14 protein-coding genes are annotated in these 16194 nt (G+C 72.0%); 6 read left to right on the forward strand and 8 right to left on the reverse strand.

All coding sequences use genetic code 11. The features are described from left to right. Window positions 1-153 precede the first annotated feature (153 nt). Both pyrE and AB0C04_RS01685 read left to right on the forward strand, forming a co-directional pair. A complete protein-coding gene (gene pyrE / locus AB0C04_RS01680; RefSeq protein WP_350868428.1) occupies window positions 154-693 on the forward strand; it encodes an orotate phosphoribosyltransferase in 540 nt (179 codons plus the stop codon). Between the two features lie 57 nt (window positions 694-750). Then, a complete protein-coding gene (locus AB0C04_RS01685; protein WP_350868426.1) occupies window positions 751-1128 on the forward strand; it encodes a metalloregulator ArsR/SmtB family transcription factor in 378 nt (125 codons plus the stop codon). Window positions 1129-1184: 56 nt separating this feature from the next. On the opposite strand, the gene AB0C04_RS01690 is transcribed toward AB0C04_RS01685, so the two are convergent. The 6 genes from AB0C04_RS01690 to AB0C04_RS01715 all read right to left on the reverse strand — a co-directional run bounded on the left by AB0C04_RS01690 (window position 1185) and on the right by AB0C04_RS01715 (window position 11024). Next, the gene (locus AB0C04_RS01690; protein ID WP_357046876.1) at window positions 1185-1898 is read right to left on the reverse strand and encodes a VTT domain-containing protein; all 714 of its coding nucleotides are present in this window, start codon (window positions 1896-1898) and stop codon (window positions 1185-1187) included. Window positions 1899-2057: 159 nt separating this feature from the next. Further along, window positions 2058-4583 (reverse strand): polynucleotide kinase-phosphatase, encoded by a 2526-nt coding sequence (locus AB0C04_RS01695; RefSeq protein ID WP_357046878.1) that lies wholly within the window; start codon window positions 4581-4583, stop codon window positions 2058-2060. Then, window positions 4580-6037: a 3' terminal RNA ribose 2'-O-methyltransferase Hen1 gene (locus tag AB0C04_RS01700; protein WP_357046880.1), complete on the reverse strand. Its 1458-nt coding sequence runs from the start codon at window positions 6035-6037 to the stop codon at window positions 4580-4582. Before AB0C04_RS01700 ends, AB0C04_RS01695 begins: the two co-directional genes overlap by 4 nt. Window positions 6038-6175: 138 nt before the next feature. Next, window positions 6176-7720, reverse strand: a complete 1545-nt coding sequence (locus AB0C04_RS01705; RefSeq protein ID WP_357046882.1) for an LPXTG cell wall anchor domain-containing protein — start codon at window positions 7718-7720, stop codon at window positions 6176-6178. Between the two features lie 93 nt (window positions 7721-7813). Then, complete coding sequence (locus tag AB0C04_RS01710; protein WP_357046884.1) at window positions 7814-9358, reverse strand: LPXTG cell wall anchor domain-containing protein; 1545 nt, start codon at window positions 9356-9358, stop codon at window positions 7814-7816. A 151-nt stretch (window positions 9359-9509) separates the two neighbouring features. After that, window positions 9510-11024, reverse strand: coding sequence for a hypothetical protein (locus tag AB0C04_RS01715; protein ID WP_357046886.1), 1515 nt, complete (start codon window positions 11022-11024; stop codon window positions 9510-9512). A gap of 162 nt (window positions 11025-11186) precedes the next feature. Between AB0C04_RS01715 and AB0C04_RS01720 the strand changes: the two genes are divergently transcribed. Both AB0C04_RS01720 and AB0C04_RS01725 read left to right on the forward strand, forming a co-directional pair. After that, window positions 11187-11672, forward strand: a complete 486-nt coding sequence (locus AB0C04_RS01720) for a SigE family RNA polymerase sigma factor (RefSeq protein ID WP_350868417.1) — start codon at window positions 11187-11189, stop codon at window positions 11670-11672. Further along, entirely contained in the window at window positions 11669-12724 is a 1056-nt protein-coding gene (locus tag AB0C04_RS01725; RefSeq protein WP_357046888.1) for an LCP family protein, read from the forward strand. Before AB0C04_RS01720 ends, AB0C04_RS01725 begins: the two co-directional genes overlap by 4 nt. Window positions 12725-12802: 78 nt before the next feature. On the opposite strand, the gene AB0C04_RS01730 is transcribed toward AB0C04_RS01725, so the two are convergent. Continuing rightward, complete coding sequence (locus AB0C04_RS01730) at window positions 12803-13015, reverse strand: hypothetical protein (RefSeq protein WP_357046890.1); 213 nt, start codon at window positions 13013-13015, stop codon at window positions 12803-12805. A gap of 135 nt (window positions 13016-13150) precedes the next feature. Here AB0C04_RS01730 and AB0C04_RS01735 point away from each other — a divergent pair, with 135 nt between their 5' ends. Both AB0C04_RS01735 and fbaA read left to right on the forward strand, forming a co-directional pair. Next, on the forward strand, window positions 13151-13534 hold the full coding sequence (locus tag AB0C04_RS01735) for a phage holin family protein (protein ID WP_357046892.1): 384 nt from the start codon (window positions 13151-13153) through the stop codon (window positions 13532-13534). A gap of 161 nt (window positions 13535-13695) precedes the next feature. Next, on the forward strand, window positions 13696-14721 hold the full coding sequence (gene fbaA, locus AB0C04_RS01740) for a class II fructose-bisphosphate aldolase (RefSeq protein WP_357046894.1): 1026 nt from the start codon (window positions 13696-13698) through the stop codon (window positions 14719-14721). A gap of 58 nt (window positions 14722-14779) precedes the next feature. Here the strand turns inward: fbaA and AB0C04_RS01745 are convergent, their stop codons facing one another. After that, entirely contained in the window at window positions 14780-15982 is a 1203-nt protein-coding gene (locus AB0C04_RS01745; RefSeq protein WP_357046896.1) for a hypothetical protein, read from the reverse strand. Window positions 15983-16194 lie beyond the last annotated feature (212 nt).

Raw genomic sequence — 16194 nt, forward strand, 5'->3', positions numbered from 1 at the left:
CGGCGTTCCGGCGGCGTCACAGGCCTTTGTCGGTAACTGATCCGGCCCGATCGCGCAGAGTAGTGGTACATCGCCACTCATCGGTCGCCCGGCGGATGGATCCGGGTGGACCCCACACCCGGCTCCCAGACTTGCGCAGTACCCTCTATCGCCATGGGGGACCACGACGACCTGCGTAAATTCATCACTGACCTGGCTGTGGTGCACGGCCGGGTGGTGCTCTCGTCCGGGCGCGAAGCGGACTGGTACGTGGATCTGCGGCGCGTCACGCTCCATCACCAGGCCGCACCGTTGGTCGGCCGGGTGTTGCTCGACCTCACCGCCGACTGGGCGTACGACGCGGTCGGTGGCCTGACCCTTGGCGCCGACCCGGTCGCGCTCTCGATGCTGCACGCCGCGGCGCCGAGCGGCCGGGCCCTGGACGCCTTCGTGGTCCGGAAAACCGGTAAGGCGCACGGGTTGCAGCGCCGGATCGAGGGGCCGGAGGTGGCCGGCCGCCGGGTGCTGGCGGTGGAGGACACATCCACGACGGGTGGAAGTGTGTTGACCGCGGTCGAGGCGCTTCGTGAGGCCGGGGCCGAGGTCGTAGGGGTTGCGGTTATTGTTGATCGAGGCGCCGGCGACGCGGTGCGAGCCGCCGGACTGCCGTATCGGGCGGCCTATACGTTGGCTGACCTCGGCCTTGTGGCGTAAAAGTCTGCCGATTCGGATCTGCTGATATGCAGGCGGATCGATGCTGCTGGTGGAAGGATGGAAATCGTGGGAACTGCGTTGGCTGAAATGACTATGCCTCAGATCTCGCCGCTTGCCGGCGAGCCGATCGAACGTGCCGATGCCGAGCGTCTCGCGGGGGTCCTCAAAGCCCTCGCCGACCCTGCCCGGCTGCGGCTGCTCAGCCTGATCCAGTCGGCCCCCGAGGGCGAGGCGTGCGTCTGTGACCTGACCGCACCACTCGGCCTCTCTCAGCCGACGGTCAGCCACCACCTCCGCATCCTCACCGAGGCCGGCTTGCTGGAGCGGGAGAAGCGCGGTGTGTGGGCCTACTACCGGCTGGTCCCGAGCGCGATCGCGACGATCGCCGATCTGCTGACTCCGCCGCGCAAGCGGGCCACCAAGAAGGCCCGCTGAACTGAACCGATCGTCCGGTGCCCTCCCCGCAGGGAAGGCGCCGGACGGCCGGCCGGTCAGTGCTTGCCGTAGTGCTGCCGGGTCTCCCGGATCGCCTGCTCGGCGGCGGCCCGCTCGGCGGCGGTCGTGCCCCGCTTCGCCGCGATGCGCGCCCGGAGCAGCTCGATCGCGATCGGCACCACCGAGATCGCGACGATCGCGATCAGGATGAGTTCGATGTGCTCCTTCACGAACGGGATCTGGCCGAGGAAGTAGCCGAGCACCGTCACCCCGGTGCCCCAGAGCACCCCGCCGATCACGTTGTAGATCACGAACGTCCGGTAGTTCATCCGGCTGACGCCGGCCACGATCGGCGTGAACGTCCGCACGATCGGCACGAAGCGGGCCAGCACGATGGAGCGGGCACCGTACTTCTCGAAGAACTCGTGCGCCTTGACCACGTTCTCCTGCTTGAACAGCCGGGAGTTCGGGCGGCGGAAGAGTGACGGCCCGACCTTACGGCCGAACGCGTACCCCACCTGGTCGCCGGCGATCGCCGCGAGCGTGATGAGCAGGCAGACCAGCCAGAGCGGGTAGGTGATGTACTGCCCGTCCGCGGTGAGCAGCCCCGCGGTGAACAGCAGCGAGTCGCCCGGCAGGAAGAACCCGATGAGCAGGCCGGACTCGGCGAAGACGATGGCCAGGATGCCGAGCAGCCCGAACGTCGAGATCAACCACTCCGGATCGAGCCAATCGGGCCCCAGGGCCAGGGTGGTGGTGGGCGTCGGCACGAGCGGACCTCCGATGGCTACCAGTGGGGGTGGCGTTCAGCCGCCACCGGCGACGCCACGTCCGTAGTCTAGGTGCCCGCCCGACACGCCCGGTGCTCGACGTCACACCTGCCGCCCTCAGCCCAGGCCGACGCGGGTGCGCGCCGGCCCGGGCGACGACTAGAGCCGCGGGTCGACCGGCTCGGACTCGCAGGCCAGGATCGCGAAGACCAGCTCGTGCCGGCGCCACAACGGCGCCCCGGCGGCCAACGCGTCGAGCGCCGCCAGCCCCAGCCCGTGCTCACGCAGCGCCAGCCCGCGCTTGCGGCCCAGCGACCGCCGGCGCAGCGCGGCCAACTGCTCCGGCTCGGTGTAGCCCGGTCCGTAGATGATCCGCAGGTACTCCCGCCCCCGGCACTTGATCCCCGGCTGGAGCAGCGAGCCACGCTCGGTCCGAGCGGCCAGCCCGGCGTACGGCTTGACCACCATTCCCTCGCCGCCGGCTGCGGTGAGGGAGAGCCACCACCGCGTGGCCGAGGCGACCGCCTCGTCGTCGGCGAGGTCGACCACCTGCCGCCGGGTCGGCGTGAAGAACTCCGGGTCGGCGGCGCAGAGTCGGTCGGCCACGTCGAGGTGCCAACCGTGGTCCCGGTCGGCGTAGCTGGCACCGGCCCCGGCGAGCACCGCGAACGGTGCCAGGGTCACGCCGCGCAGGCCGTCCGTCGGTCGCACGTACGCCCGGTAGGCGTCGGTGTAGGCGCGCACCTCCTCGTCGCGGCGGGCCATCTTCTCCCGCAGCCCGGTCAGCGGCAGCCCACGGGCGGTCGCCGCGTCGAGCACCCCCAGCACCGCGGGGAGAGCGGCTCGTCCGGCGGCCCCCACTCCGGCGTACTGCTCGCGGATCAGCCCAGCGGCCTTCGCCGACCAGGGCAGCAGCTCGGTGTCGAGCAGCAGCCAGTCGGTGCCCAGCTCGTCCCAGAGCCCCGCCTCGGTGACCGCCCGGCGGACCCGGTCGAGCAGCGCGGCGTCCAGCGGTTCGCCGAAGAACGGCCGGCCGGTGCGGGTGTGCACCACCCCACCGCCCGGTCCGAACGGTCCACCGGCCGGATCACGGCAGACCAGCACCACGGCCCGCGATCCCATGTGCTTCTCCTCGCAGACCACCCGGTCGACCCCGGCCGCCCGGTAGTCGGCGAACGCCTGCGCCGGGTGCTCCAGGTAGCCGTCCTCGGTCGCGGTGGAGCAGGGCGCCATGGTCGGCGGCAGCCAGGCCAGCCAGCGCGGGTCGACGGCGAACCGGCTCATCACCTCCAGCGCCGCGGCGGCGTTCTCGGCGGGCACAGTCAGCGAGCCGTACCCGTGCTCGATGTGCCGCCGGCCGGTCACGTCGGCCAGCTCCAGCACCAGGTCCGGGCGGGTCGGCGCGGCGGCCAGCGGCCGGGCCGGGGCGTACCACTCCCGCTCGGCCGGGACGGAGACCTGCTCCTTCTCCGGGTAGCGCAGCGCGGTGAGCCGGCCGCCGAAGACGCAGCCGGTGTCGATGCAGATGGTGTTGTTGACCCACTCCGGCTCGGGAGTGGGCGTGTGCCCGTAGACCACCATCGCCGAACCCCGGTAGTCGCGGGCCCACGGGTAGCGGACCGGCAGCCCGTACTCGTCGGTCTCGCCGGTGGTCTCCCCGTAGAGCGCGAACGAGCGGACCCGACCGGACGCGCGTCCCTGGTACTCCTCCTTCAGCCCGGCGTGCGCGACCACCAGCCGGCCGCCGTCGAGCACGAAGTGGCTGACCAGGCCGTCGATGAAGCCCGCCACGGTGGTGGCGAACTCCGGCTCCTCCGTCGCCAGCTGGGCCATCGTCTCGGCCAGGCCGTGGGTGAGCCGCACGTCGCGACCGCGCAGCTTGCGCAGCAGCTTCTGCTCGTGGTTGCCGGGCACGCAGATCGCGTGCCCGGCGGCGACCATGCCCATCACCAGGCGGAGCACGCCGGGGGAGTCCGGGCCGCGGTCCACCAGGTCGCCGACGAACACCGCGGTACGCCCCGACGGGTGCGTCGCGTCGACCGGGCGGCCCCGGTCGTCGTGGTGCAGCTGCCAGCCGAGCCGGCCCAGCAGCGTCGCCAGCTCGGACCGGCACCCGTGCACGTCGCCGATGATGTCGAACGGCCCGGTCAGCTCGCGCCGGTCGTTGTAGAGCCGCTCGTAGCGGACCTCGGCCGCCTCGATCTCGGCGATGCCGCGCAGCACGTGCACCTTGCGGAAGCCCTCCCGGGCCAGCTGCCCGTACGTACGCCGCAGGTCGCGCTGCATCCGGGCGAGCACCTGGCGGCCGAAGGTCCGGTCGGCGCGCCCCTCGGTGCGCTCCCAGGCCAGCGCCTCGGGCACGTCCAGGACCACGGCCACCGGCAGCACGTCGTGCTCCCGGGCCACCCGGACCAGCCCGGCCCGGGCGTGCGGCTGGAGGTTGGTCGCGTCGACCACAGTGAGCCGGCCGGCGCGCAGCCGCTTGCCGGCGACGTAGTGCAGCACGTCGAAGGCGTCGGCGGAGGCGGACTGGTCGTTCTCGTCGTCGGCCACCATTGCCCGGAACGTGTCCGAGGAGAGCACCTGGGTCGGGGCGAAGTGCCGGCGGGCGAAGGTCGACTTGCCGGAGCCGGAGATGCCGACCAGCGCCACCAGCGCGAGTTCGGGAATGTCGAGGGTGGTCACGGCCGGTCCTCCTGCCGGGTCGGGGCCCGCGCGGCGAGCGTCAGCACGGCCAGTTGGGTGGGGGCGCCGACCTCCGGGTCCTCGTCACCCACCCCGCTGATCCGGGCGGTGTAGCCGTAGTCGGTCGCCACCCGGTCGACCCAGGCGGCGAACTCGGCCCGGGTCCACTCGAAGCGGTGGTCGGCGTGCCGGAATCGGCCCGCCGGCAGCCCCTCGTAGCGGACGTTGTACTCGGCGTTCGGGGTGGTCAGCACGACCGTGCCCGGCCGGGCGTGCCCGAACACGGCGTCCTCCAGCGCCGGCAGTCGGGGCGGGTCGACGTGCTCGATCACCTCCATCAGCACCGCCGCGTCGTAGCCGCGCAGCCGGTCGTCCCGGTAGGTCAGCGCGGACTGCCGCAGGGTGATCCGGTCCCGCTGCCGCTCCGGCAGCCGGTCCAACCGCACCCGGCGAGCGGCCATGGCCAGCGCGTGGGGGGAGACGTCGGTGCCGACGACCTCGGTGTACCGGCGGTCGCCGACCAGGGCGGCCAGCAGCGCGCCACCGCCGCAACCCAGGTCGAGCACCCGGCCGGCGCCGCTCTCGGCGAGGGCGGCGAGCACCGACTCTCGGCGGCGGGCCGCCAGGGACGGCCGGCGCTCGGCGGTCCCGTCGGTCTCCTCGTCCACCGTGTCGGCGACCGCCGGCTCGTCGGCGAGCCGCTGCTCGGCGAGGCGGGCCAGGGCCTGCCCGGCCAGCGCCCGCCGGTGGGCGAGGTAGCGCCGGCTGATCATCCCGCGCTCCGGGTGGTCGGCCAGCCAGCCGGCGCCGGCCCGGAGCAGCTTCTCCACCTCGTCCGGCGCCACCCAGTAGTGCTTGGCGTCGTCGAGGACCGGGAGCAGGACGTACAGGTGGTTGAGCGCGTCGGAGAGCCGGAGAGTGCCGGTCAGCCGCAGGTCGACGTAGCGGCTGTCGCCCCACGCCGGGTGCTGCTCGTCCAGCGCGAGGGCGGTGGCCTCCACCGCCCAGCCGAGCGGGGTGAAGACCCGGGTCGCCACCTCCGCGCCGCCCCGGCAGCGCAGTACCGGCACCCGCACCTCCAGCGGGATCGGAGTCGCGGCCAGCTCCGGCCGGTCCCGGGACTCGCCGCGCAGCGCCGAACGGAACACCTTTGCCAGGGCCGAGGCGAGCAGGCTCGACGCCGCGTACGGCCGGTCGTTGACGTACTGGCCGAGGGTGAAGGTCTCCGGGGTGGCCGTCGAGCCGCCCCGACCGCGGCGACGGGCACCGGCCAACCGCAGCGGGTCCACGTCCAGCAACAGGGCGGCCGTGCAGCGCTGCTCGTCCGCCTCCGGGTAGAAGACGTGCGCGGTGCCGACCGGCACGTCGAAGGCCTGCGCGCGGTCAGGATGCTTGACCAGCAGGTGACCGAGGTCGGTCGCCGGCTGGTGGGTGGTGGTCAGGGTGAGCAGCACGCCGACCATGGTGGCAGCCGCATCGATCTTGCGTCGCCCGGTTTTGTGGGCGGCCGGGTATCAGTGCCGGGCCGTGGGCGGGAAACGACGGTGCCCCGCCGACCGGGCGGTCGGCGGGGCACCGGATGTTGGTACGGATCAGGCGACGAAGTTGGTCCTGCGGCGGCGGGCCAGCAGGAAACCGACCAGGCCAGCGACGAGGAGCAGGCCGCCGAGGCCGGCGATCAGGCCGGTGGAGGTGCCGGTGATCGGCAGCGAACCCTCGCCGTCGTCCGCAGCACCGTTCTCGCCGCCACCCTGGCCGCCGGTGGTCCCGTTGACCAGGATCTCTGCGGTGTCGTTCGCTGGATTCAGGTCCTCGACCTTGACCGGGTCGGCGTCCCTGCTCAGCATCATGTCGACTCGCCCCACGAGGTGGCCCGGCGTGTCGATCCGGAGTTGGAAGGTGTACGTCGCCGACTCTCCGGCGTGACGCCGCCCGTCCCCGCCACAGTGATAGATGGCGGCACCAGCGTTGCCCGACCCGGGCGGGCGCCAACAATTCGTCGCTGCCTTGACCACAGTGGTGCCCTTCGGGATGGTCGCCGTCGCCGAGGCGTACGGCGTCCTGTCCCCTCCGTTCGAGATGACCGCCGGACCGTTGTTGATGTAACCGACGGTCATCGGCACGGTCGTGCCGACGGTGGCGTTCAGGGTCGCACCCACGGCCGCGACGTCGGCCCTCTGCCCGCCGGTCACGATCAGTTCGAGCCGGGTCCAGCTGTTGTACGGATCGGTGTCCGCCTGGGGGTGCTGTTTCGCCCGGGCTGCGATCGCTGCCGGCTCCAACTTGAGGACGCCCTGCGTGCCCTTCTGGCCGAGCGGGCCGAGCACCTGGCGCTGGTTCTGCCACTCGTCCGGCGTCATCCAGTGGACGGTTCCGTGGTACTCGTCCGGAGCCCAGACGTCTGCTCGCACCTTCAGAGCGAAGTCGTCCGGCACCCTCAGCGCGGTGCCCGGCTGAAGGACGTCGTCGAAGAAGCAGACGAAGGGGCTCTCCAGGTCATCCGGTTGGTACTCGCAGTTCTCGTACCGCCGCTGGGGGGCCAGCGCGTACTGGGGGTTGACCTCCATGACGAAGCCGTGGACGGGCTTGTCGCCGACGTTGGTGACGGTCAAATTCGGAGCCAAAGTGTCACCCGGCTCGGCGCGCAGCCGTAACTCCTGGTCGGCCGCCAGGTTGACAGCTTCACCGAGGGTGACCTTCGACCGGTAGGTCGAGGTGAGGCCATTGGACGTGGTGGCGGTGAACTCCAACTCCCCTGCCTGCCCGATCTCGCCGGTACCGTCCGCCATTACGGTCAGATCGAGCATGTAGGTGCGGCCGGTGTCCCCGGGGTAGTTCCACAGGGTGCAGGTGAGGATTTCGCCGGCCTGGGTGCAGTGGTCGCCGATCGGCTTCGACACCCTGGCGCCCTTCACACCGCTCTGGTCCACGGTGACGGTGGCGTGGAGGCTGGGCTCTTCGACGGAGAAGCGCACGGTCAAGGGCTGCGGTGCACCCCCTGGCGCGACCAGGACGTCGTTTGCGTAGAGCTCGAAGTCACTGGCCGGGGCGGCCGAGGTCGGCGTGCCGGCGGCGGTGACGACCGCAGCCGCGACGGCCAGCCCAGCGAGCAAGCGCCGGATGGAGTACCTGAGCATCGTCGGGTTCCTCTCCGGAGAGGGCAATCAAATGAACCTGCTGGTGCCCCGTCGAGCATCACGTCAACGGGACACCAGCAGCAGTGGTACGAATCAGGCCACGAAGCGGGTCCGGCGGCGCTTGGCCACCAGGTAGCCGCCGACGCCGGCCACGAGCAGCAGGCCGCCGAGCCCGGCGATCAGGCCGGTGGACTCGCCGGTGATCGGCAGGGCGCCGCCGTCACCATCGCCGCCGCCTTGGCCGCCGGACGCGTTGACAAGGACCTTGGCGCTGTCGTTGGCCGGGTTCGAGTCCTTGGCCGCATTGTCATCGAACCCGTGGCGCAGCTCGACGCCGCCGGTGAGGCTACCTGCACGGTCGATGCGCAGGCCGAATTCGAAGTCGACCCGCTCGCCGGCCCCGACCCTGCCCCGGACGAAGCACAGGTAGGTCTCGGCGCCAGGCTTGCCGTCGCTCTCGCCGGTCTCGTCCGACATGTCCTCGCAGGTGTCCGGAACGGTGACTGCCGTCGTGCCCTTCGGCAAGTTCACGGCCACGGCGGTGTAGAGGCCCTCCTCACCGCCGGTGCCGATAGCCGCAGGGCCGGCGTTGGTGTAGCCGACCTTCACCGTGACGGTCTTGCCAACCTCACCGGTGGCGCTGGCGCCGTTCGCCACCACATCCGCCTTCTGCTCACCCTTGAGGGTGAGCCGGAGGCTGGTCTCGTTGTTGTACGGGTCGACGTCGGTCTGCCCGAGCGAACGCGCCTGATCGGCCGGGATCGTGCCCAGCTTGAGGGTGCCCTCCGTTCCCTTCGGGCCGAGCGCCTGGGCGACGCCGACCTGGGACCGGAACTCCTTCCAGTCGGCTGGGGTGTACCAGGTGGCGAACCCGTAGTGCGTGTTCGGCGCCCAACTGTCGGCGGGAACGGTGAACCCGAACGTCGAGTCAAGCCGCGCGGTGGCACCCGGCTCCAGTTCGGTATCGAAGGTGCAGGCGAAGGCATTTTCGTCGTAGTCGTCATTGGTGTACTCGCAGTTCTCGTACCGCTTGGACGGGGTGAACCCGTCGGAGCCGAAGAAGAACAGCACGCTGCCACGGGCGGTCTTTTCGCCCACGTTCTGCACGGTGAGCGGAGCGCTGACCGTGGCGCCGGGTGCCCCGCCGAGCTGAGTGAAGCCCTCGGCGGCGAAATCCACGCCCTCACCGATGGTGATGGTCGAGCGGAACTTTGCCGAGCCCGAGTCGGGCGTGGTGACGGTGAAGGCCAGTTGGCCCTCCTGGCCGGCTTCAGCGTCGCCGCGGGGCAGCACGGTGAGGGTGAGTAGGTCGAGGTCGGGCTCGTGGTCGCCCGTGACGGTGCACGTCAGGATGACGCCGGCTTCGCTGCAGCTGCCGTAGCCCTGCGGCTCCTGGACCTCGGCGAATCCGTCGACGGCGCTGCGGTCGACGGTGACCGTGTAGTCGGTGAACGGCTGTTCCACCAAGGAGTAGAGCGAGAGCCATTTCTCCGGCCCGCCTGGTGCGACGATGAGGTTGTTCGCGTAGAGCTCGAAATCGTCGGCCGGTGCGGCGGCGGCCGGGGTGGCGGAGGCGGCGACGAGCGCGCCTGCGACGCCCAGCCCGGCGAGCCAGCGCCGGGTGGAGTGCTTGAGCATGGGGGGTTCCCTCATGTCGGGGGACGAAGGTGAAGCCTGCGGATCTTAAGGAGCCGTTAAGGTCCACCGCCGCCCCGAATGCTCGCTGGCTGCGGAAATAGGCCGAACGGATGATCGGGACCGCCGCAACGTTCCGCCCGCCGGCAGTGGATCAGGCGACGAAGCGGGTCCGGCGGCGCCTGGTCAGGAGGTGACCGGTGAGGCCGGCGGCGAACAGCAGCACACCCAGGGCGGCGAGCGCCCCGGTAGAGCCGCCGGTGATCGGCAGCGAGTCGTCGTTCCCGCCACCGATGCCGCTCGATCGCGCGCTGACCGGGGTGAGGGTGATCTGCGCCGTGTCGTTGGCGGCGTTGGTGTCTCCCGGCATGTCGATGCTCACCGGAGCGGAGGTCGGCGTCGTCAGCCGCTCCACCCGCAGGGTGAAGGTGAAGGTCACCGGCCGACCGGGGTAGGCGAAGTCGGTCTGGGGGCGGCACCCGTACGCACGGGCTCCTGGCTGGCCCCAGGTGTCTCCCGGCTTCCATTCCCCCTCGCCGATCGGCGCGCAGGTCTCCGGCACCGTGACCGCCGTGCTGCCCTCGGGGATCCCTACCCGCACCAGCGGCGACATCCGCCAGGTCTCCACGGCCGCCGGCCCGAGATTGTTGAAGCCGGGCGACACCCGCACCCGGTCGCCGGGCCGGGCGCTGGTGCTGCGGCCGATGGCGGCCGCGTCAGCAGTCTGGTCACCGGTGACCGTGAGATCGACGGCGGTGAAGTTGTCCCAGGGTGACGTCTCGGTCTGCCGGGTCGCCGGCTGCTCGACCAGGCGTAACTCCTCGCCGGTGCCCGGGGTGTCCGGCGGAAGCGACTCGTCCGGTGCCCGCTCGACCAGCGCCCAGTCGTCCGTCGTCCACCACTGCAGGCGGTTGACCAGCACCAGCCCGCTGCGCGCACTCTGCCTGAGGGCGAGCGGCAGCGGTACGGAGAGCCGGTAGGACACCCCGGGTCGTAGTTCGGTGTCGAACCGGCAGATGGTGGGCAGGGCCTCCTGGTGGCGGCAGTTGCGGAAGGTGCCGGTGTATTCGAGGAGCCAGTCCGCGGTGAACACCAGCACCGCGCCGTCGACGGGGGCGGGACCGGCGTTGCGTACCGTGCTCGGCAGCTGGAGCCGCGCGCCGGGGGCGGAGGCGAGCGGCGCTCGGGGCTCGGTCTGCAGGTCGATCCCCTCGACGACGGTGGCCGTCGTGGTCCGGGCGCCCGTCCCGACGGCTGACGTTCCGGTGATGCTCAGCTGGGCCTCCTCGCCCAGCGTCGCGTCCGCGCGCGCGGACACCTGGTAGTAGAGCCGGGGCGTCCGTCCCCACCGGTCTGCGGTGGTGGCGCAGCGCAGCAGGTCCGCGCTGCGGGTGCAGTCCCACCCGTTGTCGGTCAGCTCGAAGCCCCCCAACGCCGCCAACTCGGACGCGTCGATGTCGAGGCGCACCTCGATGTCCCTCGCTTCGGGATACCCCTCGATCCTGGCGTCGATGTGGCCCAGCGCGCTGTGGCCAGGCGCGACCAGCAGGTCCCGGGACGCGATCCGCAACTGATGGGCCGCGGCGACCGCGGGGGCGGCGCCCACGGCGATCAGCGCGCCGGCTGCGCTGATCCCGGCGAGCCAGCGTCGGACGGAGTGCCGGAACATGATGTCCTCCCGTCAGTGGCGGAGTGTGGTCAGGCTCTCACGGATGTCGCTGTCCGGGTGGCCGCCGCGCCCGGCCGGCCGGGGCCACCGGTCGGCCGAAACCGGGCCGCAACGTTCCGCCCGCCCGGATCCGTCATCAGGGGCAGGAGACCGGGAGGTGCAGTGACCTACGAGGAGTTCGCGGATTCGCGGCTCGCCGCGCTGCTGCGGTACGCGGTGATGCTGACCGGTGATCCGCATCAGGCGGAGGACCTGGTGCAGGAGACGATGGTCCGGGTACAGCTCAACTGGCGGCGGGTGGCGCGGGCGGATCTGCCCGAGCGGTACGTGCGCCGGATGCTCACCAACCAGTACATCGACTGGCGGCGGGGCTCCTGGGTGCGTCGGGTGCTGCTGCGCGCGGAGCCCGACGAGGTGGTGCCGGAGCCGACCGACCACGCCCAGTCCGCAGTGGACCGGGACCAGGTCTGGTCCTGGCTGGCCCGGCTGCCGCGCCGGCAGCGGGCCACCCTGGTGCTGCGCTACTACGAGGACCTGCCGGACGCCGAGATCGCCGAGATCCTGGGCTGCGCCGTCGGCACCGTCCGCTCCTCCATCTCCCGCGCCCTGGCCACGCTCCGGACCGAGTACGTGGAGGTCAGTTCATGATCGAGGAGAACCTGCGGGCCGCGTTCGCCCGGCACGAGGCGCTGGCCCCGGCCGCCGGTCCGGTGCGTGCGGCGATCGACCAGGTGGCCGCCGTACGTCGCCGTCGCCGGCAGCGGTTCCGGGCGGCCGGAGTCGCGCTCGCCCTGGTCGGTGGCCTGGGGGTCGGGATTCCGCAGCTCACGCCCACCCCGGCGGCCACGGACGGCACCCTGGCCGAGCGGTCGGCGTCCCCGGCCCCGGCCAGGCCGCTGAACGTGCTGCTGGTCGGCCTCGACCTGAGGTCGGGCCAGGCCCCACCGCTGGCCGACTCGGTGCTGATCGTGCACGTCCCCGCCGACCGCAGCCGGCCGTACCTGATCTCGCTCCCGCGCGACCTGGAGGTCGACATCCCCGGGTTCCACCGGGACAAGCTCAACGCGGCCTTCGTGTACGGCGCCGGGACCGATCGCCCCGACCTGAGCCGGGGGTACGACCTGACCCGGCGGGCCGTCGCCGACGTGACCGGCGTACCCGTCGACGCCGGCGTCGTGCTGACCTATCCGGTGCTGCGGAAGGTGACCGACACGCTGGGCGGGGTGGACGTCTGCCTGCCGCAGCAGGTCCGCTCGGTCCACACCGACCGGGTCTTCCGCGCCGGCTGCCAGCGGCTCGGCGGCGCGGCCTCCGTCGACCTGCTGCGCCAGCGGCAGGGACTGCCCGACGGTGGTCTGGACCGCGACCGCAACGCGCAGCGCTTCGCGGCCGGCCTGGTCCGCCGGGCCGGGGAGCAGGAGGTCCTGACCAACCCGGTGCAGCTCTCCCGCCTCGTCGCCGAGGTCGGCCCGGAGCTGACCGTGGCCGGCGGCTCGCTGCCCGACCTGCTGCGGGTGGTACCGGAGTTGGCGTCGACCGAGCCGGTAGGGCTCAGCCTTCCGGTCGGGCCGCCGGAGGGCCCCGCCTGGCGGCTGCGTGCCGATCCGAAGGCCGCGCCGGCCTTCCTCGCCGCCCTGCGGGAGGACCGGCTGGCCCAGTGGGCCGCCGCCAACCCGGACCGGGTCACCCGGCTGCGCTGAGCGGGCCGCGCCGTCCGGCAGGTACGCCGGGCGGCGCGGGGCGTTCGACGGCGGGGACCGCCAGCCGCGCTGCTCGGGTCAGCGGTAGTCGTCCTCGTCGCCGACGACCACCCGCGCCTGCTCCATCGCGTCCCAGTCGTCGACCTCCAGGCCGCGGTGCGGCTCCGGGTCGCCGTCGATCGGGTCGACGGTGGTGGCCTGCTCGACCGCGTCGGCCGGCTCCGCTTCCAGGTCGCGTTCCTCCGGAGAGAGGTGGGCGCTGGGGGCGAAGTCCTCGTCGGGCTGACTCATCGTCCCTCCCTGGATCTCGGCGGGCGGTTACCCACACACCGTACGGGCTGCGTCTGCGGGGCGCTCGCGGAGCGCGGCGGGACGAGTCGGCCGAATCGCCCCTCCGGTGCGTACGGCCGGTGCCAGGATGGTGCCGTGGGCTTCCTGATCCGGCTGGCGATCACCGCGGTGGCGCTGTGGATCACCACGCTGATCGTGCCCGGCGTCGAGGTGAGCGGCCGGTCCGGTGCCAACACGGTGCTCACGCTGGTCGTGGTGGCGTTGATCTTCGGCATCGTCAACGCGGTCCTCAAGCCGGTGATCAAGGTGATCGGCTGCCTGTTCTACCTGCTGACCCTGGGCCTGTTCGCGCTGGTCGTCAATGCGTTGCTCTTCCTGCTGACCGACCGGATCGCGCACGCGCTCGACCTGCCGTTCCGGGTGGACGGTTTCTGGGCCGCGTTCTGGGGCGCCATCGTGATGACCGTGGTCACCTGGCTGATCAGCGTGGTGGTGCCGGACAGCGTGGACGACCGGTGACCGGCCGCGCCGGGGTCACCGACGGGTGGACGTGCACCGGGTCGGTTGCGTCCACGCGCACCGGCTGCGGGATACTGCCCGGCGGAGGACAGCGCGGTCCGGCGCACCCATGGACAACAGCGGCCTGCACGGCCGACAGCGGTAAGTAAGGAGCGTTTGACATGCCCATCGCTTCCCCCGAGGCCTACGCGGAGATGCTGGACCGCGCCAAGGCGGGCCGGTACGCGTACCCCGCGATCAACGTGACCTCCTCCCAGACGCTCAACGCGGCGCTCAAGGGCTTCGCCGACGCCGAGAGTGACGGCATCATCCAGGTCTCCACCGGTGGCGCCGAGTACCTCTCCGGCCCGTCGATCAAGGACATGGTCACCGGCGCGGTGGCGTTCGCCGCGTACGCGCACGAGGTGGCCAAGAAGTACCCGGTCAACATCGCCCTGCACACCGACCACTGCCCGAAGGACAAGCTGGACAAGTTCGTCCGGCCGCTGATGGGCATCTCGCAGGAGCGCGTGAAGCGCGGCGAGGAGCCGCTGTTCCAGTCGCACATGTGGGACGGCTCGGCCGTGCCGGTGGCGGAGAACCTCGAGATCGCCGCCCAGCTCCTCGACGAGGCCGCCAAGGGCAAGATCGTCCTCGAGATCGAGGTCGGCGTCGTCGGCGGCGAGGAGGACGGCGTCGAGAACGCCATCAACGAGAAGCTCTACACCACGGTCGAGGACGGCCTGGCCATGGTTGAGGCGCTCGGCCTCGGCGAGAAGGGCCGCTACATGGCGGCGCTGACCTTCGGCAACGTGCACGGCGTCTACAAGCCGGGCAACGTCAAGCTGCGCCCCGAGGTCCTCGACCACATCCAGATGGCGGTCGGCGCCAAGTACGGCAAGGAGAAGCCGCTCAGCCTGGTCTTCCACGGCGGTTCCGGCTCGCTGCTGTCGGAGATCCGCGAGGCGCTGGACTACGGCGTGGTGAAGATGAACATCGACACCGACACCCAGTACGCCTTCACCCGGCCCGTCGCCGACCACATGTTCCGCAACTACGACGGCGTGCTGAAGATCGACGGCGAGGTCGGCAACAAGAAGCAGTACGACCCGCGCACCTGGGGCAAGGCCGCCGAGGCCGGGCTCGCCGCCCGGGTCGTCGAGGCCTGCGAGCACCTGCGCTCCACCGGCACCAGCATGAACAAGTAACCACCTGCCTACCGCGACGGCCGGCGCCCCACCCGGGGAGCCGGCCGTCGCCGCATGCTCAGGCGGTGGCGGTGAGCACCCGGACGGCCTCCCGGACGTCGTCGGTGAGGTGGATCGTCGGCGACAGGTCACCGAACGGGGACGCGCCCAGCAGCGGACGCAGCAGCGACTCGACCGGCAGCTCCCGGGTCCAGTAGGCGCGGTCCAGGAAGACGTACGCGCCGCTGGCGCCGTCGGTGCCGTAGTAGGTCTTGGTGGCCGCCTGGAACACCTCCTGCACGGTGCCCGCCCGACCCGGCGCGAACACGATCCCGCCCCGGGCCAGCCGCAGGATGGTGTCCTCCCGGATCGCGTTGGAGAAGTACTTGGCGATCCGGCCGGCGAAGAGGTTCGCCGGCTCGTGCCCGTACAGCCAGGTCGGGATGGCCAACCCACCGGTGCGCGCCCAACCCAGGTCGGCGGCCCGCTGCTGCGGCACCGGCGGCGGGGCGTAGCGCTCCCGCACCCCCAGCGCGGCCGCCGTGTACCGGTCGTGGTCGGTGAAGTCGGGCGCTGCGGCCAGCAGGTCGATCGCCGCGGTCAGCTCCTCCGCCGGCCGACCGGCCAGGTAGGCGCCGAGGTTCGCGGCCTCCATCACCCCGGGCCCGCCGCCGGTGACCACCAGCCGGTCGGCCCGGGCCAGCTCCCAGCCCAGCACGGCGGCCATCCGGTACGACACGCTGCCGCGCGGCACCGCGTGCCCGCCCATGATCCCCACCACCGACTGCGGCCCGTACGCCGCCAGCCAGGCCCGGGTGGCGTCGGCCAGCGCGTTGTCCACGCCGTGGTCGTGCAGCCGCTGGCCGAGCGCCTCCCGGACGTCGGGCAGCGCGCCACCGTGCGCCCGGAAGTGCGCGTACACCCGGGTGTCGTACATCCCGGCGAACCCGCCCTCGGCGAAGCCGGCAGCCAGCTCCTCGGGGGTGTAGAGGTGTGACGGCTGGGTCGGGTACGGCAGACCGGAGAACGGCGGCACCACGTTGGCCCCGCGCCGGACCAGGTCGGCACCGACCTCCCGGGAGGCGAACCGGCATCCGACGAAGAGCGTCCCGGTCACGGTGACGGCGGTGAGGTCCGGGACCGGCGCCAGGTCGAGGCGGAGCCCCTGGACGGTCAGCCCGGCGAGGCTGCCGGTGGCGAGCCGCCGGTCGAACTCGGCGCGGGTCTCGATCTCGTCGGTGGGGTGCGGCTCGATGACGTCTGCGGGCGGTGGGGTCGGCACCCGGCCATCCTGCCCCGCCGACCGGCCCGGCCAAACGCCGGCCGGGGCCGGAACCGACAGGAGCCCGGTGGCCGTGGCCACCGGGCTCCTGCGTAACCGGGTCCTGGGGAGGCTCCGGACCAATAGTTGTAGTGGAAAACACCTCCGAGCGGCATAGGCCGCAGGCGTGACCAACTCCTCAGCCGTTCAGCCATCCGGGTCGGCCGACCCTC

It is taken from the genome of Micromonospora sp. NPDC048909 (genome assembly GCF_040649635.1).
GTDB lineage: Bacteria > Actinomycetota > Actinomycetes > Mycobacteriales > Micromonosporaceae > Micromonospora.

Excerpts from the sequence above, each read along its gene's own strand:
- pyrE (WP_350868428.1), top strand. The coding sequence starts at position 154 with ATGGGGGACCACGACGACCTGCGTAAATTCATCACTGACCTGGCTGTG.
- AB0C04_RS01685 (WP_350868426.1), top strand. The coding sequence starts at position 751 with ATGGAAATCGTGGGAACTGCGTTGGCTGAAATGACTATGCCTCAGATC.
- AB0C04_RS01705 (WP_357046882.1), bottom strand. The coding sequence starts at position 7,720 with ATGCTCAGGTACTCCATCCGGCGCTTGCTCGCTGGGCTGGCCGTCGCG.
- AB0C04_RS01710 (WP_357046884.1), bottom strand. The coding sequence starts at position 9,358 with ATGCTCAAGCACTCCACCCGGCGCTGGCTCGCCGGGCTGGGCGTCGCA.
- AB0C04_RS01715 (WP_357046886.1), bottom strand. The coding sequence starts at position 11,024 with ATGTTCCGGCACTCCGTCCGACGCTGGCTCGCCGGGATCAGCGCAGCC.
- AB0C04_RS01725 (WP_357046888.1), top strand. The coding sequence starts at position 11,669 with ATGATCGAGGAGAACCTGCGGGCCGCGTTCGCCCGGCACGAGGCGCTG.
- AB0C04_RS01730 (WP_357046890.1), bottom strand. The coding sequence starts at position 13,015 with ATGAGTCAGCCCGACGAGGACTTCGCCCCCAGCGCCCACCTCTCTCCG.
- fbaA (WP_357046894.1), top strand. The coding sequence starts at position 13,696 with ATGCCCATCGCTTCCCCCGAGGCCTACGCGGAGATGCTGGACCGCGCC.